This is a genomic window from Micromonospora humidisoli (assembly GCF_016900955.1).
Taxonomy (GTDB): Bacteria; Actinomycetota; Actinomycetes; order Mycobacteriales; family Micromonosporaceae; genus Micromonospora; species Micromonospora wenchangensis.
The window spans coordinates 692,290-714,252 of record NZ_JAFEUO010000004.1 but is presented as its reverse complement, the minus strand read 5'-3'; the positions used below and the strand labels follow the sequence as shown (position 1 = coordinate 714,252).

The following is a 21,963-nucleotide window of genomic DNA, read 5'->3' as shown; positions in this document are numbered from 1 at the left end:
CCCTACACGCGCCCCGGACCGGGGTGGTTCGACAATCCGCCGAGAATTTTCACCACCCGCACTGATCCGTACGCGCCGGAGGTCCGTACTGGAGGTGGGAGCAGGGTCGGCCGGTGGTGGCGCCGCCGTTAGACGATCGAGGAGCAGATGGCCCGGGCAAAGCAGAACGAGAAGGCGGCGACCGTCCGGACCTCCACCAGCAGCCGTGGTGTCCGGACAGTGTCGAAGGGCACGATGGCGCTGATGGTGGCGTCCGCGCTGGGGCTGTTCTGGGCCGGGGTCGAGATGACCGGCAACGGCACGGCGATGTACGCGTACGGGTTCTTCTTCACCGAGTTCTTCGCCGGGGTGGTCGCCCTGGTGTCGCTCAGCCTCACCGTGATGATGGGCCTGCTCGCCACCGACCGGCTGGTCCTCATGATCCGCCACCGGGTGCTCCTGCAGTCCGCGCACCGGGCCACCGGCATCCTCGGCGTCGCCGGCCTGGTCTTCCACGTCATCACCAAGATCGCCATCGGTCGGGCCGGACCCACCGACGCCGTGGTGCCGTTCATCGGCGGCAGCGGGCTCTACGTCGGGCTCGGCACCGTGGCCGCCTTCCTCATGGTGAGCGTGCTGTGGACCGGCCTCATCCGGGTCCGCTTCGCCGGGGTCGGACCCAAGTGGTTCTGGCGCAGCCTGCACTCCCTGGCGTACCTGTCCTGGCCGTTCGCCCTGTTCCACGGCCTCAACGCCGGCCGGGCCGCCAAGTCCTGGGTGGTGCTCAGCTACCTGGCCTGCGTCCTGCTGGTGGTGGTGGCGCTACTGGTGCGGATGTCGGTCTACCTCGGCAAGCGCAGCCGCGAGCAGCAGCAGGCCGTCGCGTTGAACAAGGCCATGACGGGCAAGGGCGTCGACGAGGGCAAGGGCCGCACGCTGCTCACCGGGCTCGGCCGCAAGAAGGAGGAGGAGAAGGAGAGCCGGAGCAGCTGGGCCGAGACCGCCCTCGCCCCGTCCTGGAACGCGCCGACCGGCAGCGCCCGGCGTCGCGACCCCGAGCGGTTCACCGTCCCCGTCGTCCCCGAACCGGGCACCCTGCGCGAACCCGTGCGGGGCGGCCGGGGCCGTACCACCCAGGAGAGCGAGCCGGCCCCCCGCCGCGAGCGCGACCTGGAACCGGCCGCGCGCCGACGGACCGTCGAGCGGGACGACCGTGACGAGCGACCCCGCCGTCGCGACGAGGACGTCGCCCCGGTCTCCGGCGCCCGCCGTTCCCGCTACGACGAGGACGTGGCCCCGGTCTCCGGCAGCCGTCGCTCCCGCTACGAGGAGGAGGCGGCCCCCGTCTCGGGCAGCCGTCGCTCCCGCTATGAGGAGGAGGTGGCCCCGGTCTCCGGCAGCCGTCGCTCCCGCTACGACGAGGACGTCGCGCCGGTCTCCGGCAGCCGTCGCCGCGACCGCGACGAGGACGTCGCACCGGTCTCCGGCGCCCGGCGTTCCCGCTACGAGGAGGACGTGGCCCCGGTCTCCGGTGGTCGTCGCTCCCGGTACGAGGAGGAGGTGGCCCCGGTCTCGGGCAGCCGTCGCTCCCGCTACGAGGAGGACATCGCCCCCGTCTCCACCGGCCGCCGGGCCCGACGGGACGACGACGACCGGGCCGCCCGCTACTCGGCCCCGCCCCGGCGGCGCACCGAGGAGCCGGAGGAGCCGTGGGACAGCCCGCGCCGCTGGGAGGGGTCCGACCGGCCCGTCTCGGCCGAACCGATCTCCGCCGCCCCGCGCAGCGGCTCCGGCCGGCACAGCGTCGAGCCGGACGTGCCGGAGGAGCCGGACTACTGGCGTCCGCCGGCCCGCTACGTCGCCGACGACATCCCCGTCGACGACACCCCGACCCTGGTCGACCTGGCCTCCCGGCGGGCCCGCAAGGCCACCGGCGACAGCCGCAGCCGGCGCAAGGGCAAGGCCAACGCGGACGCCGTCGACGGGGCGTACTGGGCCGGGCTGCGCGGTGAGGCCAAGTGATGCGGACCAAGGTGCCACCGGTCGCCTGCATCGGCGAGCCCCGGCTCACCGCCGGCTTCGCGGAGTTCGGCCGGCTGGACCTGATGGCCCACGAGATGGAGCACGGGCCGATCGGCCCGATGGAACCGGCCAACCTGCTCCGGCTCGCCGAAGCCATCCAGCTCAAGGGCAAGGGCGGGGCGGGTTTCCCGTTCTACCGCAAGTTCAAGGCGGTGCTGGAGTCCTGCGAGCGGCAGGACCTGCCCGCCGTGGTGGTGGTCAACGCCACCGAGGGGGAACCGGCGAGCTGGAAGGACAAGGTGCTGCTCACCCGGGCCCCGCACCTCATCCTCGACGGTGCCGCCCTGGCCGCGTACGCGCTGGACGCCGAGGAGATCGTGCTCTGCGTCGCCGACGACCTGATCGGCCGGGACTCGCTCACCGAGGCCCTCGCCGAACGCCGGATGCCGGTGCCCACCACCATCGTCACCGTGCCGCACCGGTTCATCTCCGGTGAGGGCGGCGCACTGGTCAACGGGATCAACGGCCTGCCGCACATCCCGCCGGGCACCAAGAAGCGGTCCAGCGACTCGGGCGTGCGCAACCTGCCCACCCTGCTGTCCAACGCCGAGACGTACGCCCAGGTGGCGATCGCCGCCCGGCTCGGCCCGTACGAGTACGCCGCGCTCGGCACCGACGACGAGCCCGGCACCGTGCTGCTCACCGTGACCGGCCAGGCCAAGCGCGCCGCCGTGGTGGAGTGCGCCGCCGGCACCCCGCTGCGGGACATCCTCGACCTGTGCGAGGTGCCGGAGGGGCCGGGCATCCTGATGGGCGGCTACCACGGCCGCTGGATCACCTGGGAGGCGGCGCAGCGGGCCGAGATCACCCGCAAGAGCCTCACCAGCGTCGGCGGCACCCTGGGCGCGGGCATCATCATCCCGCTCGGCCGGGACACCTGCCCGCTCGGCGAGGCCGCCCAGGTGGTCCGCTACCTGGCCGGGGAGTCCGCCGGGCAGTGCGGGCCGTGCAAGCGTGGCCTGCCCGACCTGGCCCGCGCCGTCGACCTGGCGGTCTCCGGCAGCGCCCCGGTGGAGGTGGTCCGGGCCGCCGCCGGTGACGTGAAGGGGCGGGGCGCGTGCAGCCACCCCGACGGCACGTCCCGCTTCGCCCTCTCCGCGATGGAGGTGTTCGCCGACGACCTGCGGCAGCACACCACCGGTGAGGGGTGCGGCAAGCGGGTCAAGGGCGTGATGGGGCTGCCCGGCGCGCCCGACGCCAACCCCCGCAAGCTCACCCTGGACTGGTCCCGCTGTGACGGGCACGGGCTGTGCGCCCACGTCGTACCGGACTTCATCCGGCTCGACGGCAACGGATACCCCGCCTTCCCGTCCACCCCTGTGCCGACCTGGCTGAAGGAAGGTGCGATGAAGGCGGTCAAGGTCTGCCCCGAACTCGCGCTGCGGCTGGTCGAGGCCGAGTAGCACCACCGAGAGGAGCACCGGATGCGGTCGTCGTCACCCAGCAACGGGCCGGAGGGCCGCCCGGCCGCCCGGTTCACCGTCGCCGCCACCCTCGCCGGCACCCTGCTGGCCGCCTCGGCCTGCGCCGTCGGTCCGACGGCGGCGCAGCCGGCCGCCGAGGTCGCCGTCCCGGTCGCCACCGCGCCGGCCTCCGCCGCGCCGTCGTCCGCCGCGCCCGCCCCGACCGGCGCGCCCGCCGTGGTGCCTGACGCGCTGCGCTTCACCGCCAGGACCCTCGACGGTACGGCGTTCTCCGCCGCCGCCCTGGCCGGCCGGCCGGTGGTGCTGTGGTTCTGGGCGCCCTGGTGCGCCACCTGCGCCAGCCAGGCGTGGACGGTCGCCGAGATCGCCCCGAAGTACCGGGACACCGTGCCGATCGTCGGGGTCGCCGGCCTCGGCGAGCAGAAGGCGATGCGCAGCTTCGTCACCGAGTTCGAACTCGGCGGCACCACCCAGATCGACGACCGGGCCGGCGCGCTGTGGCGGCGCTTCGAGATCGTCGAACAGAGCACCTTCCTGATCATCGACCGGGAGGGGAAGGTCGTCCACCAGGGCTTCCTCGACGGCGAGGACCTCACCCGCCGGGTCGCCGCCCTGGCCGGCTGATGACCGGCCCGCTGCTGCTCGCACTGACCGCCGGGATGCTCGGCGCGGTCAACCCGTGCGGCTTCGCGATGCTGCCGGCGTACCTGTCGCTGCTGGTCGCCGGGCCGGCGGACGGCCGGGGCGCGATCGGCCGGGCACTGACCGCGGCGGCCGGCCTGACCTGCGGGTACGTGGTGGTGTTCGGGGCCTTCGGGCTGGCCGTCGCACCGTTGGCGGACTGGCTGCGCCCCCGGCTGCCCTGGCTGACCGTGACCCTCGGGTTGGGCCTGCTGGCGCTCGGGTTGTGGCTGCTCGCCGGTCGCCGGTTGCCCACCCCGCGTCCGTCGGCCCGCGCCCCCCGGCTGACCCGTTCGCTGCCGTCCATGGCGCTGTTCGGCATGGCGTACGCGCTGGCGTCGCTGAGCTGCTCCATCGCCCCGTTCCTGGCGATCGTGGTGACCAGCCTCCAGGCCGGCTCGACCCTGCGCGGGCTGGCGCTGTTCGTCGCGTACGCGGTCGGAATGGGGTTGGTGGTGGCGGTGGCGGCGCTCGGCGTGGCGCTGCTGCGCGGCCGGGTGGTGCGTGGGCTGCGCGGCGTCGGCGCGTGGGTGTCCCGGCTCAGCGGCCTGGTGCTGCTCGTCGCCGGCGGCTACGTCGCCTGGTACGGCTGGTACGAGGTCCGCCTCGCCCAGGGTCGATACGACGCCTTCGGTGACCCGGTGGTGGTCGGCGCGGCCCGGGTGCAACGGATGCTGGTGACGGCGCTGGACACGGCCGGCCCGGCGGTGCTCGCCGGGTTGCTGGTCGTGCTGCTCGCGGTGGCGGCGCTGCGGCACCGTGGCCGAACCCGCACCGCGGACGCCGAACGGACGTGAGGACGGTGGGCGGCGGGTGCCCGCAGGACCCCGCCGCCCACCGGACGCCTCAGCGCAGCGGGGTGAGCCGGTCGGTGCCGAGCCGGTCGCGCAGCACCTCGGGCACCAGCACCGAGCCGTCGGGCTGCTGGAACTGCTCCAGGATGGCCGGGAAGAGCCGGCTGGTGGCCAGCGCCGACCCGTTGAGCGTGTGCACGAAGCGGGTCTGCTTGCCGCCCGGCTCGCGGTACCGGATGGCGGCCCGGCGGGCCTGGTAGTCGCCGGCCCAGGAGACCGACGACACCTCCTTGTACTTGCCGGTGCTCGGCATCCACACCTCGATGTCGAGGGTCTTCTTCATCGAGGCGCTGGCGTCACCGGCGGACAGCAGGCTGCGCTGGTAGTGCAGGCCCAGCTTCTCGACCAGGCTCTCCGCGTGGGCGAGCATCTCCTCCAGCGCCGCGTCGGCCTGCTCGGGCAGGGTGAACTGGAAGATCTCCACCTTGTTGAACTGGTGCCCGCGTACGGTGCCGCGCTCGTCGGAGTGCGAACCGGCCGCCTCCCGCCGGTAGCAGGGGGTGTAGGCGAACGCCTTCAGCGGCAGCTTGGAGGTCTCCAGGATCTCGTCCTGGTAGGCGCCGAGGATAGCCGTCTCCGAGGTGGGCAGCAGGAACTGCCCGCGTGGGGCGGACTCCCGGTCCAGGTGGTAGACGTCGTCGTAGAACTTGGGGAACTGGCCGGCGGCGAAACCGGCGGTGTCGAGCAGCAGGTGCGGCGGGAGCAGGAACTCGTAGCCAGCCCGCACGTGCTCGTCGATGAACCAGTTGATCAGCGCCCACTCCAGCCGGGCGCCCAGGCCGGTGTACATCCAGAAGCCCGAACCGCCGAGCTTGACGCCCCGCTCGTGGTCGACCAGGCCGAGTGCCCGGCTCAGCTCCACGTGGTCGCGGATCTTCTCGATGACCGGAGGCTCACCGAAGGTCTTCACCACCCGGTTGGCCTCCTTGCCGCCGGGCACCACGTCGTCGGCGGGCAGGTTGGGCAGCTCGCTCATCGTGCCGCGCAGCCGGGACTGCACCTCGTCGAGCTGGGACTCCAGCTCGGCGAGCTGCTTACGCTCGACCTCCGGCGCGACGGACTCCGGCGTGGTGCCGGCCCGCTTCGCCTGCGCGTACGCCCGGGCGTCGGCCTTGCGGCGCTGCCGCTCGGCGTCGATCTCCGTGATCAGGGCGCGGCGTTCCTGGTCGAGTCGCTGGATGTCGTCCAGGACCCGGTTGACCTCGGCGGGATCCAGTCGCTTCGCGAGCGCGGTCGCCACCGCCTCGCGATCCTTCCGGATCAACTCCATGTCGAGCATGCTGCTCCGTGCTCCGTCCAGGCGGTCAGGGTGGGACCCACCGATGCTACCGTCGCGCCCGCCGCCACCCGGCCCCGGCCGGAGCCCCGCCTCCACGGCGCTGCCCGCCCCGACCGCCGCCTGCGGCCGGTCGTGTCCGCTCTGGTGGGACCGCCGGCCGGCGGTCCCGCAGACGCCCGTCGTCGTCCGATCCCGACAGCTGCCGCCGTTGACCCGACCGGTGACCCACGGTGATCGGTCGACGTCGGCCTCTCTGTATCACTGTGCGTTACTGCCGGAGGGGCGCTTTACCGTGCCCTGCTGGGTTCTCAGCGGGAGAACCCCATTCGAGCTGCTCAAATTTGGCATCACCCCGCCACCCCCCACCACCCCCACCTCGACGCTTTGCTCTGCTGCCGTTGGCGCGACGGTTACCCGCCGTGCCGGTCGCGTCGGTGGCAGCAGAGCAAAGCGGGCGCAGGGGAGGAGGCGGGGCGAGGTCGGTACTACTTTCCGTAATCGGATGTGGACGTCGTTGTCCGTCGGTGGCGCACCGGCAGGCCCGGTGCCGACGCCGGCCCCCGACGACCGCCGGCTGTGCTGCCGCCGGCCGCGACCGTCAGAGCCGGATCGGCATCAGGATCGAGAAGGTGTCCTCGTCGTCGGGGCGGCGGACAGCCAACGGGGCGATCGGACCGTCGAGTTCCAGCACCAGCTGCGGGCCACCGGCGGCGTCCAGCGCGTCGAGCAGGAAGTCCCCGTTCACCCCGACCAACAGGTCGGTCGGGTCCGGCCCGGCCAGTTCGGCCGCACCGACCAGCCGCAGCCCGTCACGGTCGTCCACCCCCAGCACCGTCACCGGCAGCGCCACCCCCTCGTGTTCCCGGGTGACAGCGGGGGTGCCGGCACGCAGGGCGGCACGCAGGGTCGCCACGTCGACCGGGACCTGCCGGGCCGGTGCGCCCGCCGGTCGGTGCAGCAGCCGCCGGTAGTCGGTGAACTCGTAGGGCAGCACCGACGCACCGGCCTCGGCGTCGGCGACGGTGATGCTGACCCGGCCGGCGGCGATCGTCAGGTACGCCTGCTCCTGCCCGCCGGTGTCCAGCAGCGCCCGGAACTCGTCGACGGCCGCCGCCGGCAACAACGCCCGTACCGGCGGGCCGTCCACCCGGCCGCCGGCCCGGGCCAGCGCCATCCGGTACCTGTCGGTCGCCACCAACCGGACGCCGTCGGACTCCACGTCCAGCAGCACACCGCCGAGCACCGGCAGGTCGGGGTCGGTGCCGACGGCGAACCGGACGGCGTCGACGGCGGCGGCCAGGGCGGCGGGGGACAGGGTGATTCGGGTGGTCATCCAAGACTCCTCAGGATCGATCAGGGCACGGACCCGGGAGAGTTCGCGGCGGGCGTCGGCGAGACCGTCCTCCAACCGGCGCAGGTGCGCGTCGAGCAGCCGTCCGACCCGCGCCGGATCGTCCCGCAGCCGCAGGGCGGCGGTGATCCCGGCCAGCGGCATGCCGACCCGGCGCAGGCCGGCCACCAGCCGGGCCGGCGTCACCTGCGCGGCGGTGTACCAGCGGTAACCGTTCACCGGGTCGACGAGCGTCGGGGTCAGCACCCCGCACCGGTCGTAGAACCGCAGCGCGCTGACCGTCAGGCCACTGGCCCGGGCCAGCTCGCCGATACTCAGCAGCTCGCTCTCCACGCCCATGATGCTGTCGCCTCAACCAGGTCGAGGGTCAAGCCCGCACCGGTCGTCACCGTGATCCGGCGGGTCGTCCCGCTACGGGAGCACCCGGAACGTGATCCCCGCCCGCACCAGCCGGTCCAGCAGCGCATCCCCCATCGCCGCCACCGGGGTGAGCTGTCCGCAGCTGACGGGCAGCTCGTCGTACGCCAGGCAGAGGGCCGACTCGGCGAGCATCTTGGCGGTCTCGTCGTAGCCGGGGTCACCGCCGCTGACCTCGGTGCGGACGGTCCGGCCGCCGCCCTCGCCGACGAACCGCACCCGGAACCACGACCGGGCCCGCTGCGCCGCGCTCGGCCCCTGCCCGGACGCGAGCCGGCCGAGCAGCCAACGCCTGGTCGGGGGCAGCTTCACCAGCCCGATCACCCCGGCCATCCCCGCCCCCGCCACCAGCACCGTCGGCAGCCGCCTGACGGCGGCGAAGTGCCGGTAGCGGAAGTCCGGACCGTACTCCGGGCGGGCGGCGGCGGACCGGCGCACCACCTGCGGGTCGATGGTGGGCAGCGGCACCGCCCACATGCCGGTCGCCGCCGAGCGGCCCAGCTTCCCGGCCACCGCGCGGACCCGGCGTCCGTCCGGCCGGGGCTCGACCGCCCGGCGGGCCCGCGCCGCCCGCTTCGTCTGCGCGGTACGGGAGAACGCGGTGAGCGCCGAATGGTACGTCCCGCCGGACAGCCTCCCGCCGGCCCGGACGAACCCGTCGACGCTGATCGGCCCGTCCGCCGGCAACTGCCGGACCGTGTACCAGACGCCCAGGTCGTGTGGGACCGAGTCGAAACCGCAGGCGTGCACCAGCCGGGCCCCGGTGCGGACCGCCTCGGCGTGGTGCCGCACGTACATCAGGTCGACGAACTCCGGCTCGCCGGTGATGTCGAGATAGTCGGTGCCGGCGGCGGAACACGCGGCGACCAGCGGCTCCCCGTGGTGCACGTACGGCCCGACGGTGGTGGCGAGCACCCGGGTGCCCTCCGCCACCGCCCGCAGCGACCCGGCGTCGGTGACGTCGGCGGTCAGCAGCGGCAGCGTGACCAGGGCCGGGTCGACGGCGGCGAGCCGGTCCCGTACGGCCGCCAGCTTCGCCGGGTCACGGCCGGCCAGCGCCCACCGCAGCCCCGCCGGGGCGTGCCGGGCGAGGTACTCGGCGGTCAGCCCGCCGGTGAAGCCGGTCGCGCCGAACAGGACGATGTCGTACGGGCGGTCGGGGCGCATCCGCCGAGTGTGCCACCCGCGCCCGACCCGCACCGGCTGGGCGGGCCGGTCCGGTCTCGCCGGCTCGTCGGGCGGCTCAGCCGTGCGGGGTGAACACCGCCCGCACACAGCCGTCGGCCCGGTCCCGGAACAGCGCGTACCCGGCCGGGCCCTCGTCCAGGTCGAACCGGTGCGTCGCCAGGTGCTCGGTCCGCAACTCGTCACGGGCCATCCGGTCCAGCAGCATCGGAATCCACCGTTGACCGTGCTGCCGGGCGCTGCGCACGGTGAGCCCCTTGTGCATCACCGCGCCCAGCGGGAAGGCGTCCACGAAACCGGTGAAGGTGCCCGAGACGAAGACCGTGCCGCCCTTACGACAGGCGTGCACCGCCTCCCGCACCGCCAACGGGTCCTCGACCGGGCCGCTCCGGCCGGTGAACCGGTCGGCCAGCGACAGCGGACGGCCACCGCCGTCGGCCACCCCGACCGCCTCCACGCACACGTCGGGACCCCGGCCACCACTGCGTTCCCGCAGTTCGGCGGGGACATCCGTGTGCTCGTAGTGCAGCGTCTCTGCACCGGTGTGCCGTTCGGCCATCCGCAGCCGCTCCGGATACCTGTCGATCACGATCACCCGGTCCGCACCGAGCACCGTCGCCGCCTGCGCGGTGAGCTGACCGACCGCGCCCGCCCCCCACACCGCCACCACGTCACCGGGGCGGACCGCACCCAGCTCGGCACCCATCCACCCGGCGGGGGCGGCGTCCGAGGCGAACACCGCCCGGTCGTCGCTGACCGGGTCGGGCACGGTGAACGCCCCCACGTCGGCGTACGGCACCCGGACGTACTCGGCGTGGCTGCCGGCGAACCCGCCCGCCGTACGGGGATGGCCGTAACAGCCGCCCGTGGGTTGCCCCCAGGCCGCCTCGGTGACCGCCGTGGCCGGCGCGCCGTTGTCGCAGCAGGAGTACAGCCCCTGCCGGCAGTACCAGCAGTTCCCGCAGGCCACGGCGGCGCAGACCACCACCCGGTCGCCGACGCGGTGCCGGCGCACCGCCGGGCCGACCTCGGCCACCTCGCCCAGGAACTCGTGCCCGAGCACGTCACCGGCGGCCAGGCCCGGCACCCGACCGGCGAGCAACGGCAGGTCGGTCCCGCAGGTGGCGCTGCGCCGTACCCGCACGATCATGTCGTGGGCGTTGCGCAGCTCCGGGTCCGGCACCTGGCGTACCGCGAGCCGGTCGACGCCCTCCCAGCACAGCGCCCTCATCCGGGCACCGCCGGCCGGTCGGGGGTGGGCCGCTCGACGGCCGGCCGGTCGGCGCGCAGCACCTCACCGGTCTCGACGAGCTGCCGCACCGTGCGCAACACCTGCCGTAGGTAGCCGTCGGGGTCGTCACCGACCAGGTGGGCGGCCATCCCGGGCAGCGCGGCGCGCCCGCCGAGCGTCCGGACGGCCAGTTCGGCGCCACGCCCGCCGGGGGCCGGCCGCAGATCCAGCTCCACGGCACCGGCCAGCGGTCGCAGCGGCTCCGGCCACCGCCCGTCGGGCAGCAGCTCCGCCGCCGGTACCCCGACCGTCACCACCTGCCAACGCCCCGCCCCGGCCGCCGCGCCGAACGCCGTGGCGGCGAGGATGACCGCTCCCCGGGTCAGCCGTCTCATCCGTACCACCCGCCTCTCCCGCCGGGACGTGCCCGCGCCGTCGGTACGGGGCCGTCCGGTGCGCCAATCGTCGGCGCGGCCCGGGTGAACCGGGCTCGTCCCGAAGGGGTGAACCGGGCCGTGCCGGGTAACCGCCGCCGACCGGGGGAGGAACGCGCCGAGTGGGGGTGGGACGCAATGCCGCAGCAGCCCGTACCGGCGGTCGACCCGACACCCCACCCCGGCGACGCCGCGACCACCCGGGAGTCCGGGCCGCCGCTGCTGGCCTCCCGGCTCACCCCGCCCGCCGCGCCCGAGCCGATGCTGCTGCGGCCCCGGCTGCTGGCCCGCCTCGACGACGGGGCCGCCGGCATCCTCACCGTGGTCCGCGCGCCCGCCGGTTGGGGCAAGACGACACTGCTCACCGCCGGTGCGCAGGCGGCGGAACCGACAGGCAACCCGGTGGCCTGGGTGCAGGTCGAGGCCGGCGACAGCGGGCAGCGCCTGTGGGCGTACCTCACCCGGGCCCTGCGCGGTGCGTTGCGGGCCGGACCGGACGAACTGCCGCCGGCCCCCACAAGTCCGTGGCGGCCCGACGGGCTGGAGGCGCTGGCCGCCGCACTGGCCGCCCGGGAACACCCCGTCCGGCTGGTCCTCGACGACCTGCACCGGGCGACCGCTCCCGACGTCCTCACCGGGCTGGAGTTCCTGCTCCGGCACGCCGACGGGCGGCTACGCCTCGTCGCCGCCGGCCGGACCGGCCTGCCGCCGGCCCTGCACCGGCTGCGGCTGGCCGGCGAACCGACCGAGATCGGCCCCGACGACCTGGCCTTCACCACCGACGAGGTGGCCGACCTGCTGGTGGCGCACGGGGTGCCGCTGCCGGCGGCGGCGGTCGCCCGGCTCCGGGAAAGCACCGGCGGCTGGCCGGCGGGCCTGCGCTTCGCCGCGCTGGCCGCCCGCAGCCAGGCCGACCCGCAACGCTGGGTACGACGGTTCGGCGGCGACCACCCGGACGTCGCCGCCTACCTGCGCGCCGAAGTGCTCACCCCACTACCGGGGCCGGCCCGGGAGGTGCTGCGCCGCTGCGCCGTCGGCGGGGCGGTCCGCGCCGACCTGGCCGACGCGTTGACCGGACGTGCCGACGCCGGTCAGCTCCTGGCCGGGCTGGCCCGCGACGGCGGGTTCCTGCACCGCGACGACAGCGACCCACCCTGGTACCGGCCGCACCCCATGCTGGCCGACCTGCTGCGTGAGGAACTCGCCGGCCTCGACGGGCGGGAACGCGGCGAACTGCACCGGCGGGCCGCCGACTGGTACGCCGACCACGACCGGCCCGCCGACGCGCTGCACCACGCCCTGACCGCCGCGCAGTGGGACCGCGCCACCGGACTGCTGCTGGCCCACTGGCCGGAGCTGGTCCCGTACGAGCAGGAGCCGCCACACCTGCCGCCACCTCCGCCGCCACCCGCCGGGGCGGTGCGCCGGGACCCGGAGTTGGCGCTGGCCGCCGGCACCGAGCGGGCGTACGCGGGGGACGTGCCGGCGGCGACCGCCCGGCTGCGGGACGCGGTGCAGGCCGCCCGCACGCTGCCGGCCCCCCGCCGGGACCGGTTCCGGCGGCTGGCCGTGGCGCTGGAACTCACCCTGGCCCGGCTGGCCGGCGACCCCGCGACGGTACGCGATGCCGCCGCCCGCCTGCTCGCCACCGCTTCGGGGCTGCCTGCCGGTTCGGCGCTGCCTGCCGGTTCGGCGCTGGCCGGCGGTTCGGGGCTGCCTGCCGGTTCGGCGCGGCCCAGCGGGTCGGCGTTGTCCGCCGGTGCGGCTTCCGTCCTTCCGGTTCCTGCTGGTCCGTGCGCCGGCACCGATGTGCTCGGCCAGTCCGCCGGTGTCGACGTGCTCGGCCAGCCGGCCGGTGCCGATCTCCGGACCGGCGACGATGTGGCGACCGATGGTGGTCCTGCGATCGACGGTGGTCCTGTGAACGACGGTGGTCCTGTGAACGACGGTGGTGCCGTGAACGACGGTGGCGCTGTGAACGACGGTGATCCCCGGGCCGGGGCGGACGACGCGGACGTCCGGGCGGTGGCCGGCACCGCGCTCGGCCTGACCGATCTGGCCGGGGGTGAACTGGGACGGGCCGCAGCGTGGTTCCGGGCTGCGCTGGCGGCGGCCCGGCGGGCCGGCCGCCCCCGGACCGAGCTGGTCGGCGCGAGCCGGGCAGCCCTGCTGCTCGCCCTCGCCGGTGAGCTGACGCCGGCCGAGGAGACCGCACGGATGGCCCTGGCCATGCCCTGCTGCCAGGGATGGTCCGGTCAGGTCGACTGCGGCTACGCACACCTGGCACTGGCACTGGTGGCGGTCTACCGGGACCAGCCCGCCGAGGCTACCGCCGAGTTGGCGGCGGCCGGTGCCGTGACCGGGCTGCCCCTGGCCGGGGCGGTGACGGCGCTGTGCCGGGCCGCTCTGCTTCGCGACGCGGGCGAGCCGGCGGCGGCCATGGCGGCGGTGCTACGCGCCCGCGACGAACTGACCGCCAGCATGTCGACGTCCCCCGGTGACCCGGCGTTGCCCGGCGGTGCGGATGTCTCCAGAGCTGCGGAAGTCTCCGGCGGCATCGGGGTGTCCGGCGGTGTCGGGATCACCGGTGGTGCGAGCGCGCCCGGCGGTGCGGCGCTGCCCGATGGGGCTGAGGTGGGCGGGGTGACCGGCGGTGCGGTACAGCGCGGCGGCGCTGAGGTGGCCGGTGGTGCCGGGGCGGCTTCTGCGGTGGCGGCCAGCAGCGCGGGAGCGTTGGTTGACCGGTTGCTGGCCCTGGAGGCGGACCTGCGCGGCGAGCAGGGTGACGTGGACACGGCCCGACGGCTGCTCGGCGAACGGGCCCTCGGACCGGACCCGGTGCCGGTGCTGGCGTTGGCGCTGGCCCGGGTGGAGTTGCGGGCCGGTGACCTCCGTGCCGCCCGGCACGCCCTACCCGACTGGGACGCCCCGGGCGCGGCCGACTGGCCGTTGCCGGTACGGCTCGCCGCCGGGGTCCTGGACGCGTTGCTGACCCGGCGGGCCGGTGACGAGCGCCGGGCCGGGCGGCTGCTGGAACGGGTGCTGGACCTGGCCGGGCGGCACGGCCACCGTCGGGTCTTCACCCGGGCCGAACCGGAGGTCCGGGAACTGCTCGCGGCCCACCTGGACTCCGGTACGGCGTACTGGCCGCAGGTCAGTGACCTGGTACGGGACGCCGTCCCGCCGCCCGGCCAGGGGGGCGCCCGGCGCGGGCCTGCCGATTCCCGACCGGGCGACCCGGATCGCCCCCTCGACGAGCCCCTCACCGAGCGGGAGTTGACCATCCTGCGGTACCTACAGAGCATCCTGTCCAACGTGGAGATCGCCAGTGAACTGTCCCTGTCGGTCAACACCGTCAAGACCCATGTCCGCAACATCTACCGCAAGCTCGACGCCACCCGCCGCCGCGAAGCCGTCCGCCGAGCCCGCGACCTACACCTCCTCTGACAGCCCCACCCTTACCCCCACCCCACCCCCGCTCTGCCCACCCCACCCCCGGTCCGCCCCAACCCCAGCCCCGCTCCACCCCAGCCCACCCAGATGATCAAGAGGTCTGCGTCAAATTTGATCTTCGAATTGACGCAAACCTCTTGATCAACTGACGCAAACCTCTTGATCACCGGAGCGGGGCAGGACGGAGCAGGGCTGGGCGGGACGGGGTAGCGCGGAGCGGGGCAGGACGGGGTAGGGCAGAGCGGGGCAGGGTGGGGCGCGGTCGCGCGGTTGGGTGGCGGGGTCAGGGGGTGGCGGAGTCGACGGTGGTGAGGAGGGTGGCCAGGTCGAGTGGGCCGTCGTGGCGGTGGTCGCCGACGAAGAGCGTGGGTGTGCCGTTGACGCCGCTGCGGATGCCGCCGGTGAAGTCGTGCCGTACCCGGTCGGCGTGCGCGTGCCGGTCGACCTCGGCGTCGATCTCGTCCGGCGGGAGCCCCACCTGCGCCACGCCGAGCGACAGGTGCACCGGGTCCAGTTGGTCCTGGTGTTCGTAGAGCCAGTCGTGCATCTCCCAGAACCGGTCCCGGCGGCCGGCCGCCTCGGCTGCCTCGGCGGCCCGCTCGGCGTACGGGTGCAGGTTGGTGATCGGGAAGTGCCGGTAGACCAGCCGGACGGTGTCCCGCCGCTGCCGCAGCAGCTCGGCCAGGTTCGGGTACGCCGCCCCGCAGTACGGGCACTGGAAGTCGCCGTACTGCACGAGGGTGACCGGGGCGTCCAGTGGCCCACGGACATGGTCGGTCTCGGTCACCGGCACCCGGAGTCGGGCGGTGACCTGCAACGGGGTGCTCATCGGGTCGTCACCTGCCGTTCGGTGCCGAGGTGTTCCAACGCGTCGAGGATGCCGTCGGCGCCGGGGTTGACCTCGGCGGGGGACAGGTAGCTCCAGGCCACCGTCCCGGCCGGGTCGAGCACCACCAGGGCCCGGCGGGCCTGCCCCTGCGGCGTGTACGCCCCGTAGCCCCGGGCCACCTCGCCCTTGGGTTCGAAGTCGGACAGCAGCGGGAACCGGATTCCCTTCGCGTCGGCGAACGCCCGGTGCGACCAGAGGCTGTCCACCGAGATGCCCAGCACCACCGCGTCGTACCGCTCGAACTCCGGCATCGCGGCCTGGTAGAGCGCCATCTGGTCGCCGCAGACCGGGGACCAGTCGGCGGGGTAGAAGGCGAGCACCACCGGCCGGCCCCGGAACTGCGCGGGTCCGGTCCGTCGCCCGTCCGGGGTGGCCGGCAGGGTGAACTCGGGGGCCGGTGTCCCGGGTCGGATCAGCCCGTCGGATCCAGTCATGCCGCCCACCGTCCCGCCGGACCGGGTGAGGGCGGCTCACCCGACCCGGGTGGTCTCGCCGCACGACGCCGTCAGATCGGATTCGGACCGCCGGAGGGGAGCCGGTGGCGAAATTCGGGCGGTTCGTGGTGTCGACAACCGGATCGGACTCGGGCAGTCTGACGGACGGCGAAGGACGGGGTGGAAAGATGGACGTCGATCAGATGCGGGTCTTCGGTCGCCGGTTGGCGGGCGTGTCGTGGCGGGTCGCCCGGCACGAGTGGACCCTGGCGGCGCTCGCCGCGCTGCTGCTGGCCGTGGTGCTGACCTGGCCGACCCTGCGCGATCCGGCGAGCACGATCCCGCAGGACACCGGCGACCCGACGTTGCAGGCGTGGCAGGTGGCCTGGGGCGGGCACGCCCTGCTCACCAACCCGTTGCAGGTCTGGCACTCCAACACGTTCTATCCCGAGCCGTACACCTACGCCTATTCCGACACCCTGCTCGGGTACGCCCCGTTCGGCATGATCGGGGACGGTCCGGTGGCCGCCGTGATCCGCTACAACCTGCTCTACCTGCTGACCCACGCCCTCGCCCTGTTCGGGGCGTACGCGCTGGCCCGGCAGGTGGGGGCCGGGCGGGCCGGTGCGGCGGTGGCCGGGGTGTCCTTCGCGTACGCCCCGTGGAAGCTCGCCCAGGCCGGGCACCTGCACGTGCTCAGCATCGGCGGGATCGCCCTCGCGCTTGCCATGCTGGCCCGGGGGCACGGCTGGTCGCTGCGGCACGGCCACCGCCCCGACCGGGTCCGTCCCGGCTGGGTGGTCGCCGGGTGGGCGGTCGCCGCCTGGCAGGTCACCCTCGGTTTCGGTATCGGCCTGCCCTTCGCGTACGTGCTGGGTCTGCTCTGCCTCGGCGCGGTGGTCACGTACGGCGTGGTGTGGTTGCGGCGGCGGACGAGGCCGGTGGTGCCGCGCCGCCTGCTCCTGGCCGACCTGGCCGGCGGGATCGGGTTCGCCGGGGTGACCCTGGCGATGGCGGCGCCGTACTTCGAGGTGGTGGCCCGCAACCCGTCCGGCCGGCGGACGGTGGCCCAGATCGAGATGTTCTCCCCGCCGTGGCGGGGGTTCGTCACCGCGCCGCCGGAGTCCTGGCTGTGGGGGGAGCGGCACGAGGCGGCGCGCGCCACGCTCGGGTTCCCGGGCGAGATGACCCTGCTGCCCGGGGTGGTGCTGCTGTCGCTGGCGGTGGCCGGGCTGTTCTTCTCGGCGTGGCGGCTGCGGCACCGGCTGATGCTGGCCGGTGCGGCGCTGGTCAGCGTGGCGCTCGCGGCGGGCACCACGTTCGGCGGTGACGGTAACCCCGGTTACGTGACGCTCGTCGAGCACGCCCCGGGCTGGGACGGGGTGCGCACCCCGGGCCGGCTGGTGCTGTGGACGACGCTGCTGCTCGGCCTGCTCGCCGCCGGGGCGTTGACGGTGCGTGAGCCGGCGCGGGAGACCGCCCCCGGCGCGGAGCCGGCCCCGGGACCGGAGGGGGAACGGCCACCGGGATCGGAGCCGGCGGGGGGGCCACAGCCGGGTCCGGAGCCGACCGGGGAGCAACCGGGATCGGAGCCGACCGGGGCGCAGCCGTCGGGGCCGGAGCGGGCCGGGGAGCAACCGCCGGATCCGGAGCGTGGGGCGGAGCCGGCCGTGCCGACGCTGCGACCGGCGGGAGCACCCGTGCTGGTGGAGGCGTTCGCTGCGGTGGAGGCGGCACCGGGACCACGGCCGGCGCTGCGGTCGGCGGCGTGGTCCGGGTCGGCAGCCGAGCAGGCGGCCCCCCGGAAGCCGGCCCCGAAGCGGGACGGTGGGCAGTGGCGGCTGGCCCGGCTGGCGCTGCTGGTGCCGCTGCTGCTGGTGCTGGTGGAGGGGATCAACCGCACCCCGCACGTGCCCGCGCCGGAGCAGCCGGCCGTGCTGCGGGGGCTGACCGGCCCGGCGCTGGTGCTGCCCAGCGACGGCATCCGGGAGTTGCACGTGATGCTCTGGTCCACCGACGGGTTCCCCAAGGTGGTCAACGGGCTCGCCTCGTTCACCCCGCAGTCCCAGGAGCGGATCAGGGCGGCGAGCATGACCTTCCCGGACGCCACCTCGGTGGCGTACCTGCGGCAGGTGGGGGTGCGCACGGTGGTGCTGCTGCCCGGTTGGGCGGCCGGCACGCCGTGGGCGGACGTGGCCGCCCGACCGGTGGACGGGCTCGGCATCAGTCGCGAAATGGTCGGTGAGGACGTCATCTACCGGCTCTGATGGCCGAGTTAGTTGGGAGCGCTTCCTAATTCGGCGGCGTACCGGTTACTGTTGGGTTCTTCTTCGGCAGCGGGAGCCAAGCGTGCCGGCGGGGAGCCAGGGCAGCTCTTCGCACCCGTCGACGTCCCTAACGGGGCCGTCGCACCCTGACCCTGGCATCCCGAGAGGAACCGCAGATGCGGAGAAGTCTCGTCGGCGCGGTCACCACCGTGCTGGCAGCCGCGACGGCCGTCGTGGCCGTACAGTTCACCGTCGCACCCTCCACACCGGCCGCCGCGGCGGCGGCCGAGCCGTACAGCTGGAAGAACGTCCGGATCGACGGCGGTGGCTTCGTCCCCGGCATCATCTTCAACCAGACCGAGAAGAACCTGATCTACGCGCGTACCGACATCGGCGGCGCGTACCGCTGGGAGCAGGCCAGCCAGTCCTGGACGCCGCTGCTCGACTGGGTTGGCGCGGACAAGTGGGGCTACAACGGCGTGGTCAGCCTGGCCACCGACCCGGTGCAGACCAACCGGGTGTACGCGGCCGTCGGCATGTACACCAACGACTGGGACCCGAACAACGGGGCGATCCTGCGCTCGTCGGACAAGGGCGCCACCTGGCAGGCCACCGCGCTGCCGTTCAAGAACGGCGGCAACATGCCCGGCCGGGGCATGGGGGAGCGGCTCGCCGTCGACCCCAACAAGAACAGCATCCTCTACTACGGCGCCGAGGGCGGCAACGGCCTGTGGCGCAGCACCGACTTCGGGGTCACCTGGGCCAAGGTGGCGAACTTCCCCAACGTCGGCAACTACCGGGCCGACCCCAACGACACCACCGGCTACCAGAGCCAGAACCAGGGCCTGACCTGGGTCACCTTCGACAAGAGCACCGGTACGGCGGGCAACGCCACGCAGACCATCTACGTCGGTGTGGCGGACAAGGCCAACCCGGTGTACCGCTCGACGAACGGCGGCACGAGCTGGGAGCGGATCGCCGGCCAGCCCACCGGTTACCTGGCCCACAAGGGTGTGGTGGACCCGGTCGGCGGCTTCCTCTACATCGCCACCAGCGACACCGGCGGCCCGTACGACGGCGGCAAGGGTGACGTGTGGAAGTTCAACCGGGCCACCGGCGCGTGGACGCAGATCAGCCCGATCCCGTCGTCCAGCAGCGACGCCTACTTCGGCTACTCGGGGCTGACCATCGACCGGCAGAAGCCGAACACCCTGATGGTCGCCACCCAGATCTCCTGGTGGCCGGACGCGATCTTCTTCCGTAGCACCGACGGCGGCGCGACCTGGAGCCGGATCTGGGAGTTCGGCAGCTACCCGGAGCGCACCAAGAAGTTCACGATGGACATCAGTTCGGTGCCATGGCTGACCTTCGGGGCCAACCCGGCCCCGCCGGAGGAGTCCCCGAAGCTGGGCTGGATGAACGAGTCGGTGGAGATCGACCCGTTCGACTCGAACCGCTTCATGTACGGCACCGGCGCGACCATCTACGGCAGCACCGACCTCACCAAGTGGGACACCGGCGGCAAGCTCACCATCAAGCCGATGGTCAAGGGCCTGGAGGAGACCGCCGTACAGGACCTGATCAGCCCGCCCACCGGGGCGCCGCTGATCAGCGGGCTCGGTGACATCGGCGGGTTCCGGCACACCGACCTCGACGCGGTACCGCCGATGCTGTTCACCCAGCCGGTCTTCACCACCACCACCAGCCTCGACTACGCCGAGGCGAACCCGGCGACGATGGTCCGGGCGGGTAACTTCACCGACGCCGACCGCCCCAACGACAGCCACGTCGCGTTCTCCACCGACGGCGGGGCGAACTGGTTCCAGGGCAGCGAGCCGGGCGGGGTCAACAACGGCGGCACGGTCGCCGCCGCCGCCGACGGCAGCCAGTTCGTCTGGGCTCCCGGTGACCCCGGGCAGCAGGTGATCCGTTCGGTCGGCTTCGGCAACTCGTGGACCGCCGCCACCGGCATCCCGGCCAACGCCGTGGTCGAGTCCGACCGGGTCAACAAGAACAAGTTCTACGGCTTCAGCGCCGGCAAGTTCTACGTCAGCACCAACGGCGGGGCCAGCTTCACCGCCTCCGCCGCCACCGGCCTGCCGGCCACCGGGAACGTCAAGTTCAAGGCGGTGCCCGGCAAGGAGGGCGACATCTGGCTGGCCGGTGAGGGCGGGCTGTGGCGCTCCACCGACTCCGGGGCCAGCTTCACCAAGCTGGCCGGGGTCACTGCGGCGGTGAACGTCGGCTTCGGCAAGGCCGCCCCCGGGCAGACGTACCCGGCGGTGTTCACCTTCGGCACCGTCGACGGCAAGGCCGGCGTCTACCGTTCCGACAACACCGGTGCGGCCTGGGTGCGGATCAACGACGACCAGCACCAGTACGGCAACGCGGGCGAGGCGCTGACCGGCGACCCCCGGGTCTACGGCCGGGTCTACCTGGGCACCAACGGCCGGGGCATCCTGGTCGCCGACCGGCTCGGCGGCACCCCCACCCCGACGCCGACCACCCCCGGCCCGACCACGCCTCCGCCGACGACCCCGCCGCCGACGACGCCGCCCCCCACGACGCCTCCGCCGACCACCCCGCCCCCCACGACGCCTCCGCCCACCACGCCGCCGCCGACGACTCCGCCGCCCACCGGCGGGTGCGCGGCGACGTACAAGGTGACCGGGTCGTGGCCGGGTGGCTTCCAGGGTGAGGTGACGGTCCGCAACGCCGGCACCAGCGCGATCGCCGGCTGGACGCTCAACTGGACGTTCGCCAACGGTCAGACGGTCAACTCGCTCTGGGGCGGCACCTTCACCCAGACCGGGGCGAACGTCTCGGTCCGGGACGCCGGCTGGAACGGCGCACTCGGTGGCGGGGCGAGCACCAGCATCGGCTTCACCGCCAACGTCACCGGCACCAACGCCGTCCCGACGGTGACCTGCACCAGCCGCTGACAACTATCGACTATCCGACACCTGCCGGCTCCCCCGATCCTGTCGGGGGAGCCGGTGCGTGTCCGGCTCGGGATCTGCCCGGTCCGTGGGTGATCGACCCGGTCGGGTGATCGACTCAGTGCGGCGAAGTTGTGGCATCAACCCCGTGTCTTTACCGCAACATCGCCCCAATGGAGTGGATTGAGAGCGACGTAGGCCCCGGTCGACGCTGAGGAGCGTGACCGGGGCCTGTGTGTGTCGTGGAACGGCTGCGTGCCGTGGAGCAGTCAGTCGTCCAGCCCGACGGGGGAGTTCGGCCGGTCCACGTCGACGAACTCGATGTCGTCGACGGCCCGGTCACCCCGGCTGCCGGCGGCCCGTGCGGCGGTGCCGGCCGCCCAGCCGACCGCCGCGCCGACCAGCGCCGCGCCGATCAGCAGGGTCCAGGGCAGGGCCGGCCGTCGGCCGGCGAGCGCGTCGAAGGCGAGCGTCGCCCGACGGCGTGCCTCGTCGGCGGTCGAGCCGACCAGGTCACCGGCGTCGGCCAGCCCCGAGTCCCGGACCGACCGGGCGGCGTCCCGGACGCTGTCACCGGCGGAGTCCACCGCCGAGAGCAGGTGGTTCCAGGCCTGGTCGGCGATCCGCTCGGGCTTGCTGCGGCGCTCCAGAAGGTTGCTGCCGATCATCGTGTTACCTCCTCGAATGCCGAAGTCTGCGGCCACTTCGGACGTCGTCTCCGTGCCGCGGGACGGTCCTCGCACGGACCGGACGACCGGCCCGTGTCCGAGCAGTGCCCCGCCCGGCCGGGTCGCAAACCCGGTACGCAGGGGTGACCGGCACGACTCAGCGGACCATGACCACGGACGTGGCGCGGGCGAAATCGTCGTCGTCGTCATCGTCGTCGTCCCCGCCGCCGCCGAAGCCGCAGGCCAGGACGAGGGCGAGCAGCGCGCCGACGCCGGCCAGCCCGAGTAGTCTCTTGAGCATCGATCCGTCTCCTCGATCGTGGTGACCCATCTCTCGCCCACGGTAGGCACCTGTCACAACCTGCGCCGGGGGAGTCGGCACGCCGTGCCGGGGTG

General features: G+C 74.0%; 16 protein-coding genes. 7 read left to right on the top strand and 9 right to left on the bottom strand.

From position 1 onward, the window contains the following. Window positions 1–147 precede the first annotated feature (147 nt). From JQN84_RS17980 to JQN84_RS17965, 4 genes are read left to right on the top strand one after another with little or no spacing between them, the layout of a single operon-like run. Window positions 148–2,001: a ferric reductase-like transmembrane domain-containing protein gene (locus tag JQN84_RS17980; protein ID WP_204959481.1), complete on the top strand. Its 1,854-nt coding sequence runs from the start codon at window positions 148–150 to the stop codon at window positions 1,999–2,001. Further along, window positions 1,998–3,464 carry an NADH-quinone oxidoreductase subunit NuoF family protein gene (locus JQN84_RS17975; RefSeq protein ID WP_204959480.1) on the top strand — a complete coding sequence of 489 codons (1,467 nt, stop codon included), beginning with the start codon at window positions 1,998–2,000 and terminating at the stop codon, window positions 3,462–3,464. The genes JQN84_RS17980 and JQN84_RS17975 overlap by 4 nt, the downstream gene beginning before the upstream one ends. A 21-nt stretch (window positions 3,465–3,485) precedes the next feature. Further along, entirely contained in the window at window positions 3,486–4,109 is a 624-nt protein-coding gene (locus JQN84_RS17970) for a TlpA family protein disulfide reductase (RefSeq protein ID WP_204959479.1), read from the top strand. Next, the gene (locus JQN84_RS17965; RefSeq protein ID WP_204959478.1) at window positions 4,109–4,963 is read left to right on the top strand and encodes a cytochrome c biogenesis CcdA family protein; all 855 of its coding nucleotides are present in this window, start codon (window positions 4,109–4,111) and stop codon (window positions 4,961–4,963) included. Before JQN84_RS17970 ends, JQN84_RS17965 begins: the two co-directional genes overlap by 1 nt. Before the next feature lie 49 nt (window positions 4,964–5,012). On the opposite strand, the gene serS is transcribed toward JQN84_RS17965, so the two are convergent. From serS to JQN84_RS17940, 5 genes are all read right to left on the bottom strand, one after another. Next, a complete protein-coding gene (gene serS / locus JQN84_RS17960) occupies window positions 5,013–6,299 on the bottom strand; it encodes a serine--tRNA ligase (RefSeq protein ID WP_204959477.1) in 1,287 nt (428 codons plus the stop codon). A 598-nt stretch (window positions 6,300–6,897) separates the two neighbouring features. Then, window positions 6,898–7,989, bottom strand: coding sequence for a DNA polymerase III subunit beta family protein (locus JQN84_RS17955; RefSeq protein ID WP_372445991.1), 1,092 nt, complete (start codon window positions 7,987–7,989; stop codon window positions 6,898–6,900). Between the two features lie 72 nt (window positions 7,990–8,061). Next, window positions 8,062–9,234, bottom strand: coding sequence for a saccharopine dehydrogenase family protein (locus JQN84_RS17950; RefSeq protein ID WP_204959476.1), 1,173 nt, complete (start codon window positions 9,232–9,234; stop codon window positions 8,062–8,064). 76 nt (window positions 9,235–9,310) lie between these two features. After that, on the bottom strand, window positions 9,311–10,483 hold the full coding sequence (locus tag JQN84_RS17945) for a zinc-dependent alcohol dehydrogenase (RefSeq protein WP_204959475.1): 1,173 nt from the start codon (window positions 10,481–10,483) through the stop codon (window positions 9,311–9,313). Continuing rightward, on the bottom strand, window positions 10,480–10,878 hold the full coding sequence (locus JQN84_RS17940) for a hypothetical protein (RefSeq protein WP_204959474.1): 399 nt from the start codon (window positions 10,876–10,878) through the stop codon (window positions 10,480–10,482). The genes JQN84_RS17945 and JQN84_RS17940 overlap by 4 nt, the downstream gene beginning before the upstream one ends. A gap of 177 nt (window positions 10,879–11,055) precedes the next feature. Here JQN84_RS17940 and JQN84_RS17935 point away from each other — a divergent pair, with 177 nt between their 5' ends. Next, window positions 11,056–14,364 carry a winged helix-turn-helix domain-containing protein gene (locus tag JQN84_RS17935; RefSeq protein WP_372445990.1) on the top strand — a complete coding sequence of 1,103 codons (3,309 nt, stop codon included), beginning with the start codon at window positions 11,056–11,058 and terminating at the stop codon, window positions 14,362–14,364. Window positions 14,365–14,653: 289 nt separating this feature from the next. Here the strand turns inward: JQN84_RS17935 and JQN84_RS17930 are convergent, their stop codons facing one another. Next, window positions 14,654–15,199 carry a DsbA family protein gene (locus JQN84_RS17930; protein ID WP_204959473.1) on the bottom strand — a complete coding sequence of 182 codons (546 nt, stop codon included), beginning with the start codon at window positions 15,197–15,199 and terminating at the stop codon, window positions 14,654–14,656. Then, window positions 15,196–15,693, bottom strand: a complete 498-nt coding sequence (locus tag JQN84_RS17925) for a redoxin domain-containing protein (RefSeq protein WP_204959472.1) — start codon at window positions 15,691–15,693, stop codon at window positions 15,196–15,198. The genes JQN84_RS17930 and JQN84_RS17925 overlap by 4 nt, the downstream gene beginning before the upstream one ends. Before the next feature lie 188 nt (window positions 15,694–15,881). Here JQN84_RS17925 and JQN84_RS17920 point away from each other — a divergent pair, with 188 nt between their 5' ends. Beyond that, on the top strand, window positions 15,882–17,960 hold the full coding sequence (locus tag JQN84_RS17920; RefSeq protein ID WP_204959471.1) for a hypothetical protein: 2,079 nt from the start codon (window positions 15,882–15,884) through the stop codon (window positions 17,958–17,960). Between the two features lie 176 nt (window positions 17,961–18,136). Continuing rightward, window positions 18,137–20,902, top strand: coding sequence for a cellulose-binding domain-containing protein (locus JQN84_RS17915; RefSeq protein WP_204959470.1), 2,766 nt, complete (start codon window positions 18,137–18,139; stop codon window positions 20,900–20,902). A 266-nt stretch (window positions 20,903–21,168) separates the two neighbouring features. Here JQN84_RS17915 and JQN84_RS17910 read toward each other — a convergent pair whose 3' ends face one another. Both JQN84_RS17910 and JQN84_RS17905 read right to left on the bottom strand, forming a co-directional pair. After that, on the bottom strand, window positions 21,169–21,567 hold the full coding sequence (locus JQN84_RS17910) for a hypothetical protein (RefSeq protein WP_204959469.1): 399 nt from the start codon (window positions 21,565–21,567) through the stop codon (window positions 21,169–21,171). A 157-nt stretch (window positions 21,568–21,724) separates the two neighbouring features. Further along, a complete protein-coding gene (locus JQN84_RS17905; RefSeq protein ID WP_204959468.1) occupies window positions 21,725–21,868 on the bottom strand; it encodes a hypothetical protein in 144 nt (47 codons plus the stop codon). Between the last annotated feature and the right edge of the window lie 95 nt (window positions 21,869–21,963).